This is a genomic window from Pseudomonas sp. LBUM1663 (assembly GCF_059695905.1).
Window position 1 is genome coordinate 4,874,291 of record NZ_CP166792.1, and the last position, 16,118, is coordinate 4,890,408.

General features: G+C 60.4%; 14 protein-coding genes. 6 read left to right on the top strand and 8 right to left on the bottom strand.

What is annotated here, in order from left to right:
- Window positions 1-174: 174 nt before the first annotated feature.
- From sixA to ACA075_RS22365, 3 genes are read right to left on the bottom strand one after another with little or no spacing between them, the layout of a single operon-like run.
- The gene (gene sixA, locus ACA075_RS22355; RefSeq protein ID WP_497295419.1) at window positions 175-627 is read right to left on the bottom strand and encodes a phosphohistidine phosphatase SixA; all 453 of its coding nucleotides are present in this window, start codon (window positions 625-627) and stop codon (window positions 175-177) included.
- Window positions 624-971 (bottom strand): DUF4389 domain-containing protein, encoded by a 348-nt coding sequence (locus tag ACA075_RS22360; protein WP_497295420.1) that lies wholly within the window; start codon window positions 969-971, stop codon window positions 624-626. Before ACA075_RS22360 ends, sixA begins: the two co-directional genes overlap by 4 nt.
- A gap of 32 nt (window positions 972-1,003) precedes the next feature.
- Entirely contained in the window at window positions 1,004-2,029 is a 1,026-nt protein-coding gene (locus ACA075_RS22365) for an NAD(P)H-dependent glycerol-3-phosphate dehydrogenase (RefSeq protein WP_219097142.1), read from the bottom strand.
- Window positions 2,030-2,225: 196 nt separating this feature from the next.
- On the opposite strand from ACA075_RS22365, the gene ACA075_RS22370 reads away from it, so the two are divergent.
- The 6 genes from ACA075_RS22370 (at window position 2,226) to ACA075_RS22395 (ending at window position 9,810) form a co-directional block, all read left to right on the top strand.
- Window positions 2,226-4,349, top strand: coding sequence for a TonB-dependent receptor plug domain-containing protein (locus tag ACA075_RS22370; RefSeq protein ID WP_497295421.1), 2,124 nt, complete (start codon window positions 2,226-2,228; stop codon window positions 4,347-4,349).
- Window positions 4,350-5,282, top strand: a complete 933-nt coding sequence (locus ACA075_RS22375; protein ID WP_497295423.1) for an ABC transporter substrate-binding protein — start codon at window positions 4,350-4,352, stop codon at window positions 5,280-5,282.
- Window positions 5,279-7,180 carry an ATP-binding protein gene (locus ACA075_RS22380; protein ID WP_497295424.1) on the top strand — a complete coding sequence of 634 codons (1,902 nt, stop codon included), beginning with the start codon at window positions 5,279-5,281 and terminating at the stop codon, window positions 7,178-7,180. Before ACA075_RS22375 ends, ACA075_RS22380 begins: the two co-directional genes overlap by 4 nt.
- A 248-nt stretch (window positions 7,181-7,428) precedes the next feature.
- On the top strand, window positions 7,429-7,944 hold the full coding sequence (fabA, locus tag ACA075_RS22385) for a 3-hydroxyacyl-[acyl-carrier-protein] dehydratase FabA (protein WP_140667384.1): 516 nt from the start codon (window positions 7,429-7,431) through the stop codon (window positions 7,942-7,944).
- Window positions 7,945-7,955: 11 nt separating this feature from the next.
- A complete protein-coding gene (fabB, locus tag ACA075_RS22390) occupies window positions 7,956-9,176 on the top strand; it encodes a beta-ketoacyl-ACP synthase I (RefSeq protein WP_497295425.1) in 1,221 nt (406 codons plus the stop codon).
- A gap of 445 nt (window positions 9,177-9,621) precedes the next feature.
- A complete protein-coding gene (locus tag ACA075_RS22395) occupies window positions 9,622-9,810 on the top strand; it encodes a hypothetical protein (RefSeq protein ID WP_497295426.1) in 189 nt (62 codons plus the stop codon).
- Window positions 9,811-9,880: 70 nt separating this feature from the next.
- On the opposite strand, the gene ACA075_RS22400 is transcribed toward ACA075_RS22395, so the two are convergent.
- The 5 genes from ACA075_RS22400 to cysM form a co-directional block, all read right to left on the bottom strand.
- Window positions 9,881-10,423, bottom strand: coding sequence for a DUF2058 domain-containing protein (locus ACA075_RS22400; protein ID WP_219097148.1), 543 nt, complete (start codon window positions 10,421-10,423; stop codon window positions 9,881-9,883).
- 28 nt (window positions 10,424-10,451) lie between these two features.
- Window positions 10,452-11,285, bottom strand: coding sequence for a nucleoside triphosphate pyrophosphohydrolase (gene mazG / locus ACA075_RS22405; RefSeq protein WP_497299313.1), 834 nt, complete (start codon window positions 11,283-11,285; stop codon window positions 10,452-10,454).
- A gap of 121 nt (window positions 11,286-11,406) precedes the next feature.
- Window positions 11,407-13,650, bottom strand: a complete 2,244-nt coding sequence (gene relA, locus ACA075_RS22410) for a GTP diphosphokinase (RefSeq protein ID WP_497295428.1) — start codon at window positions 13,648-13,650, stop codon at window positions 11,407-11,409.
- A 122-nt stretch (window positions 13,651-13,772) separates the two neighbouring features.
- Window positions 13,773-15,125, bottom strand: a complete 1,353-nt coding sequence (gene rlmD / locus ACA075_RS22415; RefSeq protein ID WP_497295430.1) for a 23S rRNA (uracil(1939)-C(5))-methyltransferase RlmD — start codon at window positions 15,123-15,125, stop codon at window positions 13,773-13,775.
- Window positions 15,125-16,027: a cysteine synthase CysM gene (gene cysM, locus ACA075_RS22420; protein WP_497295432.1), complete on the bottom strand. Its 903-nt coding sequence runs from the start codon at window positions 16,025-16,027 to the stop codon at window positions 15,125-15,127. Before cysM ends, rlmD begins: the two co-directional genes overlap by 1 nt.
- Window positions 16,028-16,118 lie beyond the last annotated feature (91 nt).

The window sequence follows — 16,118 nt, forward strand, 5'->3', positions numbered from 1 at the left end:
GTTGCTTGGTTGACTATTTCACACAAAAAAACAGGACTCCCCCCGCACCTGTGGGAGCCGGGCTTGCCCGCGATGCGCCGGGGTCGCGCTCGACCACCTCGGTTTATCTGTCAGACCGAGTTGATGCCATCGCGGGCAAGCCACGCTCCCACAAGGGACCGGTTCCAACAAATACTAGGGATGTTTGATGCCTTTGAGCTTCATTGCGCCAGCCAGCGGCAAGTCACCTTCGAGTTCTGCAAGGCCGGCGGTTTTCACCGTTTCCGGATCTTGCACATGACCGTTCTGCAGGTAACCCAAGAGGTTACCCACCAGTGGGTTATGACTGACCAGCAGCGCGTGATCGACAGACACCAACTGCTCGGCCACCGCTTGCGGGCGGTTATCGGGGGTCAGCCATTCGACGGTGCGAATATCCGGTTGAAAACCCAGCGCTTCACGCACCAGCTGCGCCGTCTGCTGCGCTCTCAGAAACGGGCTGGCGTAGATGGCCGTAATCGGCTGACCGATCAGTTCGGCAGCGGTGCGCAGCACTTCTTGACGACCGTGGGTGGTCAATGCCCGCTCGGAATCAGGACGACTGCCGTAAGGCTCGGCTTCACCATGGCGCAATACCCAGAGTTTCATAGTTTCGGCTCCTCATCTCGGGCCGGATGTGGCGCTGGCGGCACAACGTGCGGCGCTTCGCCTTCCGGTGTACGCGGCGTCGGCCAGTCGGCAAACGGCCAGGGTTTCTGGTCGCTGTGAAAGGTGCCGAAACGACCGATCTGCGCCAGGAACTGGCTCAGGCTGTCGCCGAAGTTCATCAGGCTGGCGCTCGGGGCGCCATAAATCAAACGATAGATCAGTTGCACCAGCACCACCGCGCCCAGGATGAACTGCGCCACTTGCCAGGCCAGCAAGAAGACGATCATCCATAACACCCGCAGCAGAATGGACTCGTAGGTGGCCTCTGTTTTCGGATCGTTCATGTGCAACTCCCTGCTTTATCTCGAAAGCGTGATCAGTTGAAACCGCTGGTGGATATGAAGTCCACATCGGTTTTGGGTTCGCCGCGCATCAACAGTTCAATCACTTGATTGAGCGTGCGCCCTTCGAACAGGATCGCGTGCAACCCGGCGACCAGCGGCATATAGACGCCCACTTCCTGGGCCTTGGCCTTGAGCACTTTGAGCGTGTTCACGCCTTCGGCGACTTCGCCCAGACGGGTCACCGCATCTTCCAGGCTCAACCCCTGGCCGAGGGCAAACCCGACCTGGTAATTGCGGCTTTTCGGCGACGAACACGTGACGATCAAGTCGCCCACGCCCGCCAACCCCAGGAACGTCATCGGGTTCGCGCCCTGATTCACCGCGAAGCGGGTCATTTCCGCCAACGCCCGGGTGATCAGCATGCTCTTGGTGTTTTCACCCATGCCCAGCGCCACCGCCATGCCGGCGATGATCGCGTACACATTTTTCAGCGCCCCGCCCAACTCCACGCCGAAACGGTCGGCGCTGGCGTACACCCGGAAGGTGCGGCCATGCAGCGCTTCCTGAACCCGCTGGCAGAGTTCTTCGTCTTCGCTGGCGACCACGGTGGCGGTCAGCGCGTGTTCGGCGATTTCACGGGCCAGGTTCGGCCCGGACAGCACGCCGATGCGCGCTTGCGGGGCGATTTCTTCGAGGATCTCGCTCATCAGCTTGAACGTGTGGGCTTCGATGCCTTTGGTCAGGCTGACCAGCAATTTACCGCTCAACCGTTCGGCGTGCGGGACCAATACCGAGCGCAGCGCGCTGGACGGCAGCGCGACGAAGCACAGGTCGCAAGCGTCCAGGGTCGCTTGCAAATCAGTCACCGGTTCTACTTGGGGAAGTATCTTGATGCCTTTGAGGTAACGCGGGTTCTCGCGATTGACCCGCATGGACTCAGCCTGCTCGGGGTCACGCATCCACTGCCGGACCTGATGCCCGTTCTCGGCCAACAGATTAGCCACGGCGGTACCAAAACTTCCGCCTCCCAGGACCGCGATTGGGCGCTGTTCAGTCATATGCAATCCGTTAATCCATACCAGTGGCGATGTCGGCATTATACGGAGCGTCCCAGTGGCGGCCAGCCCCCGTATCAATTACCGGTACTTGTAGGAAGAAGACCAATAAATCCTAGGAAAATGCCGGCATCGTGAATGGAAAAGTCGATCAGCTCGGTTAACATGCGCGCCAACTAATCGTTATCAAGGACGTTTCGTGTCGTTTGGCTCTCCTTCACCCCGCTCGCCGCTGGTTCTGGCCATGCTTTTCAGCTCGCCATTGCTGGCCGACGACTTGTTCCTCGACAACGAACCGCTGCCGCAAGTGCTCACGGCCACCCGCCTGAAGCAGTCGCCGGCCGCTGTCCCGGGAAGCATGACGGTGATTGACAGCGAACTGATCAACGCGAGTGGCGCACGGGACATCAGCGAGTTGCTGCGCCTGGTGCCGGGCATGATGGTCGGCAATATCAGCGGTAATCAGGCGGCGGTGAACTACCACGGCACCAACGCCACGGAAGCGCGGCGCATGCAGGTGCTGATCGACGGCCGTTCGGTGTACCGCGCCGGCTTGGCCACGGTGGACTGGAGTGATATTCCGGTGGCCATGGAAGACATCGAGCGCATCGAAGTTTTCCGCGGCCCCAACACGGTCAGCTATGGCGCCAATGCGCTGATGGCGGTGGTCAACATCATCACGCGCAACCCGGCCGACAGCCACGGCACGCGGATGAAAGTCACCCGTGGCCAGCGCGGCATCGACGACTTTTATGCCAGCCAGGGTGTGGGCTGGGATGGCGGCGACCTGCGCCTGTCGCTGTCCGGCCAGCAGGACGACGGCTTCGACACCGACCGCAACGGAGCCGATTATCGCGACAGTCGCCGCTTGAACCGCTTCAACCTTGCCGTCAGCCAGACACTGAGTGAAAACCAGAGCATCGACTGGCAGTTGAACGCCAAGGACGGAACCAACCAGCGGCCTTATACCTACCGCCCGGTGTTCTCCGGGATTACCGCTGCCGGGAACAATTCCGACGTCGTTGCCAAGGACTACGCCGGTTCGTTGCGCTGGAACCTGGACATCAATCCTGATCACAGCCTTTATATCCAGGGCTCGGCCCAGCACTGGGACCGCCAGCAGACTTGGCGCGCCTGTGATGCGGAGGTTTCGTTCAGTCCGGAACTGACCGAACTCTGGCAGCTCAACCCGAACTACACCGAACGCCTGGCGCGCAACATCGAGCGTTTTACCGGCCCTGGCGCACCGGCCGGCACGGCGGCGGAACAAGCGCTGGGCAATCAAGTGCTGGCGCAATGGCGCAACGGTGCCCGGCAAACCCTCTGTGGCGACATCGACCAGAGCGCCCGGGAATCGCGCTACGACCTCGAACTGCAAGATACCCTCAGCCTGTCCGACAGTCTGCGGCTGGTCAGCGGCATGAACTATCGTTACGACCGGGCAGATTCCGAGACTTACTTCAATGGCACGCTCGACGACACCACCTGGCGGGCATTCGGCCAACTCGAGTGGCGCGCCACCGAGCACTGGTTGCTGCAGGGCGGCGCCATGTTCGAAGACACGCAATTGACCGGCAGCTCGCTGACCCCGCGGGTGGCGGTCAATTACCTGATCAACCCGCGTCATGGCCTGCGCGCCGTGTATTCGGAAGCCATCCGCTCGCCGGACATGTTCGAGAACAACGTCAACTGGAGTTACCAGGTGACCAATCTGCGACCCAGTGCCTACGGCCAGACCAGCGCCCGGTATTTCGTCAAGACTCGCGGCCCCGGCGACCTCGAACAAGAACGCATGCGCTCGCGCGAGCTGGGCTACAACGGCTACTTTGCAGAGCTTGGGCTGACGGTCGATGTGAAGCTGTTTTACGACGAAATCAGCGGCATGATCAGCGAACCCCTGCGTAACAATCAGTACATCGCCAGCAATTCCAACAGCTCGCGCTTCAAGGGCGCGGAAACCCAGCTGGACTGGCGCCTGAGCAGCGCCGACCGGCTGCGCCTGACTTACGCCTACGTCGATGCCGAGGCGAGCAATCCGCAGGATGAGCGACTCACGGCGCGCAACAGCGGTTCCGCCGGCTGGCTGCGCAACTGGGGCCACGGCTGGAACAGTGCCCTCTTCTATTACGGGGACGACGCCCTCAACGGTTACCGCTTCGAACGCGTCGATACGCGCATCGCCAAACGCATCGGTCTGGGCAAGGCCAATCTGGAACTGGCCGGCGTGCTCCAGCAGCGCCTCGACCATCAACCCACCACTTTCGTCGACAACAACTACGATGAGCGTCGGGTGCTCTACTTCAGCGCGGAGCTGACGTTTTAAATGCTGCATCGCCTGTCGCGGAAGTCGCCAACCCTTGGCCGCCTGCTGGCAGGGTTGTGCCTGGTGCTTGCCGGCCCGCTCGGCAGCCTGCCGATTCAGGCCGCCGACATTCTGCTGACCGGCGCCGAAGACAGCCCCGGCGTGCAATCCTTCGCGCAGGCACTGAGCGAACTGCGCCCCACCGATAATGTGCGCTTCCAGCCACTGGCGAGCCTTCCGGCGCCCGGCGAACTGCCGGCGGCCACCCGTTTGATTCTGCTCGATCTGCCGAGCCTCGACTGGCGCCTGCAAGAGGCTCAGGGCCCGTCGACGCTGGTGCTGCGAATCAGCCGCCTGCAAGCCCGGCAACGCTTTGGCACGAATCTGCCGCCGCAGCTCAGCCTGCTATGGAGTGATCCGCCGCTGGATCGGCAACTGCGCCTGACCCGACTTGTCCTGCCCCAGGCACGCCGGGTTGGCGTGCTATACGACAGTCACAGCGAATTCCTCCTGGAAGAACTGCATCGGGCCGCCCAACCCCTGGGGTTTGAACTGGTCACGGAGCGTTGGGACAACACCAATGACAGCCGCCCCTTGCAGTCATTGCTGAAAAACAGCGACGTGCTGCTGGGCCTGGACGATCCCGATTTGTACAACCCGAAAACCGCGAAAAACCTATTGCTGAGCAGCTATGCGCGGCAACTGGCGCTGGTCGGTCCCAACGCAGCCTTCGTCAAGGCCGGCAGCCTGGCCAGCACTTACAGCGATCAAAGTGATTGGCTGGCGGTGCTCGACGAATTGCTCGACCGACCGACGACGAATTGGCCGCGGATGCTCTATCCGCAACACTTTAAAGTCTTGAGTAATCCGCAAGTGGCTCGTTCATTAGGTATTGAACAGATGAATGATGCATCTGTCGCAACACAGTTGGCCGAAGGAGAAAGCCGCCCATGACCTTCCGTCGCGGTTGGGACATCAACACCCGCACGCAGATCATCAGCCTCGGCCCCGCCCTATTGCTGACGTTGCTGCTGATCAGTTTCTTCACCTTCGTGCGGATCCAGGACCTGCGTCAGGAGCTCAACCACACCGGCCAGCTGATCGCCAACCAACTGGCCCCCGCCACGGAATACGGGGTGATCTCGGGCAACAACGAGGTCCTCGAAAGTTTGCTCAAGGCCACGCTGGCCACGCCCAACGTGCGCTTTCTCGAAGTCCAGGACAGCGCCAACCGGATTCTGGTGTACGTCGAGCAACCGTCGGAAACCCATGCCCGCTCGCACCAGGTCGAAGTGTTCCAGGCGCCGGTGCGGCTGCAACGGATCGCGCTGAACAATGATTTTTTCCAGGGCAGCAACGCCGCCAACACGGCCCCGCCTGAGGACTATCTGGGCCGGGTGATCGTCGGCTTGTCCAACGACGCCTTCAGCCAGCGTCAGCAGGAAATCCTGTTCAAGGCCGGGATTCTCGCCTTGTTCGCGCTGCTGTTTACCTTTCTGGTGGCCCGGCGCCTGGCCGGCAGTCTGTCGCAGCCGATCCGCGACATCGGCCACGCCGTGAAGGCGATTCAGGAGGGTGATTACAAAACGCCGCTGCCGATCGTCGATGACACTGAGTTGGGCGCGTTGTCGCAGCACATCAACAACCTCGCGCAGGGCCTCGAGCAGGCCAGCCGTGAGCAGCAGCAGGCCATGGCGCAGTTGATCCAGACCCGCGAAGAAGCGGAAAAGGCCAACAACGCCAAATCCGACTTCCTGGCGATGATGAGCCACGAACTGCGCACGCCGATGAATGGCGTACTGGGCATGCTGCAACTGCTGGAAACCACCGACATGACCGAGGAGCAGATCGAATATGCGGCGCTGGCTTCGGAGTCGACCGAACACCTGCTCAAAGTCATCAACGACATTCTCGACTTCTCGCGCATCGAGCGTTCGGAACTGGAGCTTGAACACATTCCGTTCAACCTCGCGGACCTGATCAGCAGCTGCGCCCAGTCGTTCCAGCACAGCGCGGCGCAACGCGGGCTCGATCTGGCCCTGGCGATTCCCGAGGACATGCGCGCCTTGCAGGTTCAGGGCGACCCGACGCGGATCCGGCAGATTCTGGTCAACCTGGTTGGCAATGCACTGAAGTTCACCGAGCAAGGCCGCGTCAGTATCGAACCGCAATGGCAGTCCCTGGATCACGAACTGCTGTGGTTCACCTGCACCGTGCGCGACAGCGGGATTGGCATCTCGGCCGAAAGCCTGGAATTGATGTTCAATGCGTTCCAGCAGGCCGACAGTTCTATTTCAAGGCGTTACGGCGGCACCGGTTTGGGGTTGCCGATTGCCCGCACCTTGGCCGAACGCATGGGCGGCACCTTGCGCGCCCAGAGCGAAGAAGGCCTGGGCTCGGTGTTCACCCTGGAAATTCCTCTGGCCCTATATAAGCAGACGCTGCCGGAATTGAAGCCACGCACACCGGCTGGCGACGGCCATGGTGAAGGGCGCAATGTGCTGCTGGTGGAGGACAACCCGGTCAACCAGACGGTCATCGAAGCAATGTTGCGCAGTCTGGGCTTTACTGTCAGCGTCGCGATCGATGGCGCGCAGGCGGTGCGAAGTGCCGAGAGCCTGATTTTCGAAGCGATTCTGATGGATTGCCGACTGCCGATCATCGACGGCTATGAAGCGACCCGCCAGATCCGCCTGCTGCCCGGCTGCGCGGACTTGCCGATCATCGCCCTGACCGCCAATGCGTTGCAGGGCGACCGTGAAGCGTGTTTATCGGCAGGAATGAACGATTACCTGGCCAAGCCCTTCAAACGCACTGATCTGCAGCAAATTCTGCAGCGCTGGGTGCAGTAGTGCAGGCCTTTCGACCATCTGTGACTGGCGTGAAAGGCGAAAGTGCGGCAGTCTTAGGCACCCGAACAGGCCCGAAAAGGGGCTTGAATAATAATTTCAGTGCACAAGTGTACATTCATGTCCTTGGTGCTGTGACTTTCACCACAACGCAATAGTCTATGAGTAGGCTGCTGACTCGAGGCATGAACGCCTCGGTCGGCCGGGAAGATTTGCCCCACCCTGCCGCATGGGACTATTGAGGAGCTCGCATGACCCAACAAAACGCCTTTACTCGGGAAGACCTGCTGCGCTGCAGTCGCGGTGAGCTGTTCGGCCCAGGTAACGCACAACTGCCCGCCCCGAACATGTTGATGGTGGATCGCATCACCCATATCAGCGCCGAGGGTGGCAAGTACGGCAAAGGTGAATTGGTCGCCGAGCTGGATATCACTCCGGACCTGTGGTTTTTCGCCTGCCACTTCGAAGGTGATCCGGTGATGCCAGGCTGCCTGGGCCTCGACGCCATGTGGCAACTGGTCGGCTTTTTCCTTGGCTGGCAAGGTCTGCCGGGCCGCGGTCGCGCCCTGGGTTCGGGCGAAGTGAAATTCTTTGGCCAGGTCCTCCCGACCGCCAAGAAAGTCACCTATAACATTCAGATCAAGCGCGTGCTGAAGGGCAAGCTGAACCTGGCCATCGCCGATGGTTCGGTCAGTGTCGACGGCCGCGAAATCTACACCGCCGAAGGCCTCCGGGTCGGCGTGTTCACCTCCACTGAAAACTTCTAAGGGTTATCCGCATGCGCCGCGTCGTTATCACTGGTCTGGGCATCGTTTCGTGCCTGGGCAATGACAAAGAGACCGTCTCCGCTAACCTGCGTGCAAGCCGCCCTGGCATCCGGTTCAACCCGGAATATGCCGAAATGGGTCTGCGTAGCCAGGTTTCCGGCTCCATTGACCTTCCCCTCGAAGAGCTGATCGATCGCAAGATCTATCGCTTCGTCGGCCACGCGGCGGCTTACGCCTACCTGGCCATGAAAGACGCCATCGCAGACTCCGGCCTGACCGATGAGCAAGTCTCCAACCCGCGTACCGGCCTGATCGCCGGTTCCGGTGGCGCCTCCACGCTGAACCAGATGGAAGCGCTGGACATCCTGCGTGAGAAAGGCGTGAAGCGTGTTGGTCCGTACCGTGTAACGCGGACCATGAGCAGCACCGTTTCCGCTTGCCTGGCCACGCCGTTCAAGATCAAGGGCCTGAACTACTCCATCGCGTCTGCCTGCGCCACCAGTGCTCACTGCATCGGTACCGCCATGGAACAGATCCAGATGGGCAAGCAGGACATCGTGTTCGCCGGCGGCGGTGAAGAAGAGCATTGGAGCCAGTCGTTCCTGTTCGACGCCATGGGCGCACTGTCCAGCCAGTACAACGAAACCCCGGAAAAAGCTTCCCGTGCCTACGACGCCAAGCGTGACGGTTTCGTCATCGCCGGCGGTGGCGGCATGGTCGTGGTCGAAGAGCTGGAACACGCTCTGGCCCGCGGCGCGAAGATCTACGCGGAAATCGTTGGCTACGGCGCGACCTCCGACGGCTACGACATGGTCGCCCCAAGCGGCGAAGGCGCCATCCGCTGCATGCAGATGGCCATGTCCACCGTTGATACGCCGATCGACTACCTGAACACCCACGGCACTTCGACTCCGGTCGGCGACGTTGCGGAAATGAAAGGTGTGCGTGAAGTGTTCGGCGACAAGGCCCCGGCCATCAGCTCCACCAAGAGCCTGTCGGGTCACTCCCTGGGCGCCGCCGGCGTTCACGAAGCGATCTACTGCATGCTGATGATGGAGGGCAACTTCATGGCGGGCTCCGCCAACATCGACGAACTGGACCCGGAAGTGGCAGACATGCCGATCCTGACCAAGACGCGCGAAGACGCCACCATCAACACCGTGATGAGCAACAGCTTCGGCTTCGGTGGCACCAACGCCACCCTGGTACTGAAGCGCTGGGCCGGCAAGTAATACCCCGCCGTCTCGCAGCACACAAAAACGCCCCGACTGGTTCGGGGCGTTTTTTTGTGCGCCTTGAAAATGACCTCACCGCCGCTCCCCAGTAGCAGCTGGCGAAGCCTGCGTTCGGCGACGAAGTCGTCGAGAAATCAGCCACCGCGGTGTGTCAGGTAAATCGTATATTCCGAATTTGCGACGACTTCGTCGCCGAACGCAGGCTTCGCCAGCTGCTACAAGTCGTGCGCAGCCTGCGGTTTTGGTTGTCACGAACATGAAGCTTTTGTCATGCAACTCAACGCCCTGCGACCGAATGCCGCGTGTTTGGCGGGCTGCAGGACTTTTGCCGATTTCGCAAAAAGTCGTTACCGAACTCAATCGTTTACTTAGCAGGCTAACCAAACATATAACGGAGTCCTGCACACGCCTTGCTGCAGATAACAGAGATTGGAGCTAGCAGATGACTGTAAAAGTAACTGAACGCGACGATTCACATAAATCCCATGAAGGCATAGCCGCCGGTATCCGTATCTGGGATGTACATCAACAAGACATGCTGGTGGGGATGTTTCATTCCGAAACCGACGCCCACAGCTACAAGGCCGAACTGGAAAAACTGGAGCAGCAACAAGCGCTCCGATCCGCATAAGCAATGACAGCATTGAAAACGACAAACCCCGCCATGAGCGGGGTTTGTCTTTGTTGAAGCCGTTAAAGGCTTACCACATCAGATCATCAGGGATCTGATAGGCCGCGTAGGGATCATCTTCGGCAGCGACTTCTTCAGTCTTGACGTTCAGCTGCACGATGCGTTGAGGATCGCGCTCCTGGATCTTCAGGGCCGCCTCACGCGGGATCACTTCATAGCCGCCGGCATGGTGCACGATCGCCAGGAAGCCATTGCTCAGCTGGTTGCGCATCAGTGTGTTGACGGAGATGCGCTTGACCTTCTTGTCGTCAACGAAGTTGTAGTAGTCCTCGGTGGTCAGCTTCGGCAGGCGCGAGACTTCGATCAACTGCTTGATCTGCGCCGCGCGGGCCTTGGCCTCGACTTTCTCTTGTTGCTGACGGTTCAGCTCCTGGTCGCGCTTGACCTTCTCGGCCTTGGCTTCCTGGGCGGCACGCTGCTGCGAGTCATCGAGTTCAATCTGGCCTTTATGGACCAGGCGTTGCTGCTTCTGCTTCTCTTTGCCGACCTGTTTGGCCTGCTTTTGGTTGACCAGCCCTGCTTTGAGCAACTGGTCGCGAAGGGAAATGCTCATGGTGCTTATTTCTCACTTAGGCCACTGCTCAACCGCAGCTGGGCAAATTCTTTTCCTGACGTTTGGCTTCGCCCCATAAGGCGTCCAACTCTTCGAGGGTGCAATCTTCCATGGGACGGTGGGTATCGTGCAATGCCTGTTCGATAAAACGGAAGCGTCTTTCGAACTTGCTGTTGGCGCCACGCAGTGCAGTTTCCGGATCGACCTTCAAATGACGCGCCAGATTGACCACGGAAAACAGCAAATCACCGACCTCATCGGCAATCGCTGCCGAGTCATTTTCAGCCATCGCTTCGAGCACTTCATCGAGTTCTTCGCGTACCTTGTCCAGCACCGGCAACGCGTCCGGCCAGTCGAAACCGACCTGCCCCGCACGCTTTTGCAACTTCGCTGAGCGGGACAAAGCTGGCAGCGCGGCAGGCACATCGTCGAGCAAGGACAGCTGTTCGGGCGCGGATGATTTCTCGGCGCGTTCTTCAGCCTTGATCTCTTCCCAGCGCTGCTTGACCTGTTCTTCACTCAGACGCGGAACATCCAGCGGCGCGTACAGATCGCCGCTCGGAAACACATGAGGATGACGACGGATCAGCTTGCGGGTGATGCTGTCGATCACACCGGCGAATTCGAAGCGCCCTTCTTCCCGGGCCAGCTGGCTGTAATAAACCACCTGGAACAGCAAATCGCCCAACTCACCCTGCAAGTGATCGAAGTCACCGCGTTCAATCGCGTCAGCGACTTCGTAGGCTTCTTCAAGGGTGTGCGGGACGATGGTGGCGTAGGTTTGCTTGATATCCCACGGACAGCCGAACTGCGGGTCGCGCAGACGGCTCATCAGGTGCAGCAAGTCTTCAAGGCTGTACATCATTTATCTCTCAGCACAAAACTTGTGGGAGCTGGCCTGCCAGCGATGGCTTCACCTCGACTCTACTGAAAGACCGAGGTGCCTGCATCGCTGGCAGGCCAGCTCCCACACGTGGACATCTTCACGGTGTACGGTTACGCCGGGTTTCGATGATGTTCGGCAACTGGGAAATCCGTCCCAGCAACCGCCCCAGCGCATCCAGCCCCGGAATCTCGATGGTCAGGGACATCAGCGCGGTGTTGTCCTCTTTGTTCGAGCGGGTGTTGACCGCCAGCACGTTGATCCGCTCGTTCAGCAGCACCTGCGACACGTCGCGCAGCAAGCCGGAACGGTCGTAGGCGCGGATGATGATGTCCACCGGGTAGGTGAGCACCGGCACCGGGCCCCAGCTGACCTGGATGATCCGCTCTGGCTCGCGTCCGCCCAGTTGCAGCACCGAGGCACAGTCCTGACGGTGAATGCTCACGCCACGGCCCTGGGTGATGTAGCCGACAATGGCATCCCCCGGCAACGGCTGACAGCAACCCGCCATTTGCGTCATCAGGTTGCCGACGCCCTGGATCTGAATGTCGCCGCGCTTGCCCGGTTTGTAGCCGGTGGCTTTGCGCGGGATCAGTTCCAGCTGCTCGTTGCCGCGTTCCGGCTCGACCAGTTGTTGCGCCAGGTTCACCAGTTGCGCCAGGCGCATATCGCCGGCGCCTAACGCGGCGTACATGTCCTCGGCGGTCTTCATGTTGGCCTTGTCGGCCAGCTTGTCGAAGTCCACCGCTGGCAAGCCAAGACGACTGAGTTCACGTTCGAGCAAGGTTTTACCGGCCGCGACGTTCTGATCACGGGCCTGCAACTTGAACCAGTGAACGATCTTCGCCCGCGCCCGCGAGGTGGTGATGTAACCCAGGTTCGGGTTCAGCCAGTCGCGGCTCGGCGTGCCGTGCTTGCTGGTGATGATCTCGACCTGTTCACCGGTTTGCAGGCTGTAGTTGAGCGGTACGATGCGCCCGTTGATCTTCGCGCCACGGCAATTGTGACCGATTTCGGTGTGCACGCGGTAAGCGAAGTCCAGCGGCGTCGCGCCCTTCGGCAAGTCGATGGCATGACCGTCCGGGGTGAAGATGTAGACCCGGTCCGGCTCAATGTCGACCCGCAGTTGTTCGGCCAGGCCGCCGATATCGCCCAGTTCTTCATGCCACTCGAGCACCTGACGCAGCCAGGAGATTTTCTCTTCGTAGTGATTGGAGCCGGACTTGACGTCGGTGCCCTTGTACTTCCAGTGCGCGCATACGCCCAGCTCGGCTTCTTCGTGCATGGCGTGGGTGCGGATCTGCACTTCCAGCACCTTGCCCTCGGGGCCGATCACCGCGGTGTGCAGCGAGCGGTAGCCGTTCTCTTTCGGGTTGGCGATGTAGTCGTCGAATTCCTTCGGGATGTGCCGCCACAACGTGTGGACGATACCCAGCGCGGTGTAGCAGTCGCGCATTTCCGGCACCAGCACGCGTACGGCGCGTACGTCGTAGATCTGGCTGAACTCCAGACCCTTGCGCTGCATTTTGCGCCAGATCGAATAGATGTGTTTGGCCCGGCCGCTGATGTCGGCATCGACGCCGGTGGCCTGCAATTCGTCTTTGAGCTGGGTCATCACGTCGGCGATGAAGCGCTCGCGATCCAGACGCCGCTCGTGGAGCAACTTGGCGATCTGCTTGTACTGATCGGGCTCAAGGTAACGGAAGGACAAATCCTCCAGTTCCCATTTGATATGACCGATACCGAGACGGTGAGCCAGCGGCGCGTAAATGTCGAAGACTTCACGGGCAACGCGATTACGCTTTTCGTCGTCGGCGGTTTTCACCGCACGGATCGCGCAGGTGCGTTCAGCCAGTTTGATCAGCGCGACGCGAACGTCGTCGACCATGGCCACCAGCATTTTGCGCAGGTTTTCGACCTGGCCCTGGGTGCCCAGCACCAGCGATTGACGGGGGCTCAGGCTGGCGCTGATCGCCGCCATGCGCAACACGCCGTCGATGAGTTTGGCGACCACCGGACCGAAGCGCTGGCTGACCGCCGGCAGTTCGATCTGGCCTTCGCGCACGCCGCGGTACAAGACCGCCGCAACCAACGAATCCTGATCCAGTTTGAGGTCGGCGAGAATCTCGGCGATCTCAAGGCCTGTGCGGAAACTCGAGGTCCCTTCGGACCATAGATTCTTCGCCGCATTGGCTTGTTGTTCAGACGTGCGAGCAAACTCGCACGCGTCCTTCAAGGCTTCGCGATCCAGTGCCAGATCGACACTGACCGCATGATCGAGCCAAGCCTCGAGATTGATACTGCCGTCGGTGTTGATCGGCTGGTGTGCTCTCACCTGTACCATCTTGCTTACCTTCCCTACGACGCAGATTCAATGCGTCAAATCGCTGACCTTCATTGCCCGATTGCCCTCACGGGGCTACTGCAAGAGCTGCACGGGCGGCCAGTCGGACCAGACGAGCCATCCTAGCTCGCTTCAAATAACGCCATGGCCTCGACATGTGCCGTCTGAGGAAACATATCGAGAATCCCGGCACGTTTTAACCGGTAGCCCTGCTTGATCAATTCGACCGTATCGCGCGCCAGCGTTGCCGGGTTGCACGATACGTACACCAACCGTTTGGCGCCCAGGGACGCCAGCTTGCGCACGACCTCGAAAGCACCGTCACGCGGTGGGTCCAAGAGTACCGCACAAAAGCCTTCGCGCGCCCATTCGGCATCGGTCAAAGGCTGGGATAAATCGGCCTGAAAAAAATGGGCGTTATGCAGATTATTGCTAGCCGCATTTTCGGCGGCCCGCTCGACCATCGCTTGCACACCTTCGATCGCCACCACTTCGCGAACGGTTTTGGCCAGCGGTAAGGCAAAGTTGCCTAACCCACAGAATAGATCGAGAACCCGCTCTTCCGACGTCGGCTTCAACCAGTCCAGCGCCTGGGCAATCATCGCTTCGTTGACCCCGGCATTGACCTGGATGAAATCACCCGGCCGATACGCCAGGTTCAGATCCCACTGCTCAAGGCGATACCCCAACGACTGATCAGCCTCGACCGGTTGCGGTTCACCTTCTCCGTGCAGCCACAACTGGGCCTCATGGAACGCGCAGAAATCCTTGAGGATCGTCATGTCGGCGTCGGACAACGGCGCCATGTGCCGCAGCAAAACCGCCAATGACGATCCGGCGAACAATTCCACATGGCCGAGTGCCTGAGGTTTGCTCAAGCGTCGAAGCATTTCCGGCAAGCGGGTCATGATCGGCTGCAAGGGCTGGACCAGCACCGGGCATTCGTTGATGGCCACGATGTCCTGACTGCCCGCCGCGCGGAAACCGACTTCGAGTTTTTTCGCCTTCATGTCCCAACGCACCGCCACTCGGGCGCGACGGCGGTAACCGAACTCCGGACCGCTCAACGGCGCTGCCCACTCTTGGGGTTCGACACCGGCAACCTTGGACAGTTGCTCGGCGAGCATGCGCTGTTTCAGGGCGAGTTGTTCGGTGTGCGGCAGATGTTGCACGCTGCAACCGCCGCAACGACCGGCATGCGGACACGGTGCCGGACGACGCAATTCGCTGGCCTGGAACACCCGTTCGGTGCGCGCCTCGACCACTTTGCCGTGGGCGCCCAACACGCGCGCCTCGATTTCTTCACCGGCCAATGCGCCGATGACGAACCAGGTGCGACCTTCGAAAAACGCGATTCCGCGACCGTCATTGGCCAGGCGCTCGATGCTCAAGCGCTGCTTTTTGCCGGTCGGAATTTGCGGGGCCTTGCTGCCACCGGTGGGTTGGAAGCGCAGGCCTCTCTCTTGCTTGGCCATCAGTTGGGCGCGTCGAAAATGCCGGTCGACAAGTAACGGTCGCCACGGTCGCAAATGATCGCGACGATCACCGCGTTTTCAACTTCCTGGGACAGGCGCAGCATGGCTGCCACCGCACCGCCCGAGGACACGCCGCAGAAGATGCCTTCTTCGCGGGCCAGACGACGGGTCACGTCTTCGGCTTCGCTTTGCGCCATGTCGACGATCCGGTCGACGCGCTCGGCCTGGTAGATTTTCGGCAGGTATTCCTGCGGCCAGCGACGGATGCCCGGAATCGCCGAGCCTTCCATCGGTTGCAGGCCGATGATCTGCACGCTATCGCTCTGCTCTTTCAAGTAGCGCGAGACACCCATGATGGTGCCGGTGGTGCCCATCGAACTGACGAAATGAGTGAGGGTGCCCTCGGTCTGGCGCCAGATTTCCGGGCCGGTGGTGGTGTAGTGCGCCTCGGGATTATCGCCGTTGGCGAACTGATCCAGCACCTTGCCACGGCCTTCGGCTTCCATTCGCTGAGCGAGGTCGCGTGCGCCTTCCATGCCTTCTTCCTGGGTGACCAGAATCAACTCCGCGCCATAGGCCGTCATCGCGGCTTTACGTTCGGCGCTGGAGTTGTCGGGCATGATCAGGATCATCTTGTAACCCTTGATCGCGGCAGCCATGGCCAGGGCGATACCGGTGTTACCCGAAGTCGCTTCGATCAGCGTATCGCCGGCGTGGATCTGCCCACGCAATTCAGCGCGGGTAATCATCGACAGCGCCGGCCGGTCCTTGACCGAACCCGCCGGGTTATTCCCCTCGAGCTTGAGCAAAAGGGTATTGCTGGTGACGCCAGGCAGGCGCTGCAAACGGACCAGCGGAGTGTTGCCGACGCAATCGGCGATGGTTGGGTACTGCAAGGTCATGGCGTATTCGCAATCCAGACTGCGGGGGCGCCTATCATACCGGCAAACGTTCGCAGGCCATATCACGCAAAGTGCGGTGCTTATGGCTTAT

Excerpts from the sequence above, each read along its gene's own strand:
- sixA (WP_497295419.1), bottom strand. The coding sequence starts at position 627 with ATGAAACTCTGGGTATTGCGCCATGGTGAAGCCGAGCCTTACGGCAGT.
- ACA075_RS22360 (WP_497295420.1), bottom strand. The coding sequence starts at position 971 with ATGAACGATCCGAAAACAGAGGCCACCTACGAGTCCATTCTGCTGCGG.
- ACA075_RS22365 (WP_219097142.1), bottom strand. The coding sequence starts at position 2,029 with ATGACTGAACAGCGCCCAATCGCGGTCCTGGGAGGCGGAAGTTTTGGT.
- ACA075_RS22375 (WP_497295423.1), top strand. The coding sequence starts at position 4,350 with ATGCTGCATCGCCTGTCGCGGAAGTCGCCAACCCTTGGCCGCCTGCTG.
- ACA075_RS22380 (WP_497295424.1), top strand. The coding sequence starts at position 5,279 with ATGACCTTCCGTCGCGGTTGGGACATCAACACCCGCACGCAGATCATC.
- fabA (WP_140667384.1), top strand. The coding sequence starts at position 7,429 with ATGACCCAACAAAACGCCTTTACTCGGGAAGACCTGCTGCGCTGCAGT.
- fabB (WP_497295425.1), top strand. The coding sequence starts at position 7,956 with ATGCGCCGCGTCGTTATCACTGGTCTGGGCATCGTTTCGTGCCTGGGC.
- ACA075_RS22395 (WP_497295426.1), top strand. The coding sequence starts at position 9,622 with ATGACTGTAAAAGTAACTGAACGCGACGATTCACATAAATCCCATGAA.
- ACA075_RS22400 (WP_219097148.1), bottom strand. The coding sequence starts at position 10,423 with ATGAGCATTTCCCTTCGCGACCAGTTGCTCAAAGCAGGGCTGGTCAAC.
- mazG (WP_497299313.1), bottom strand. The coding sequence starts at position 11,285 with ATGTACAGCCTTGAAGACTTGCTGCACCTGATGAGCCGTCTGCGCGAC.
- relA (WP_497295428.1), bottom strand. The coding sequence starts at position 13,650 with ATGGTACAGGTGAGAGCACACCAGCCGATCAACACCGACGGCAGTATC.
- rlmD (WP_497295430.1), bottom strand. The coding sequence starts at position 15,125 with ATGGCCAAGCAAGAGAGAGGCCTGCGCTTCCAACCCACCGGTGGCAGC.
- cysM (WP_497295432.1), bottom strand. The coding sequence starts at position 16,027 with ATGACCTTGCAGTACCCAACCATCGCCGATTGCGTCGGCAACACTCCG.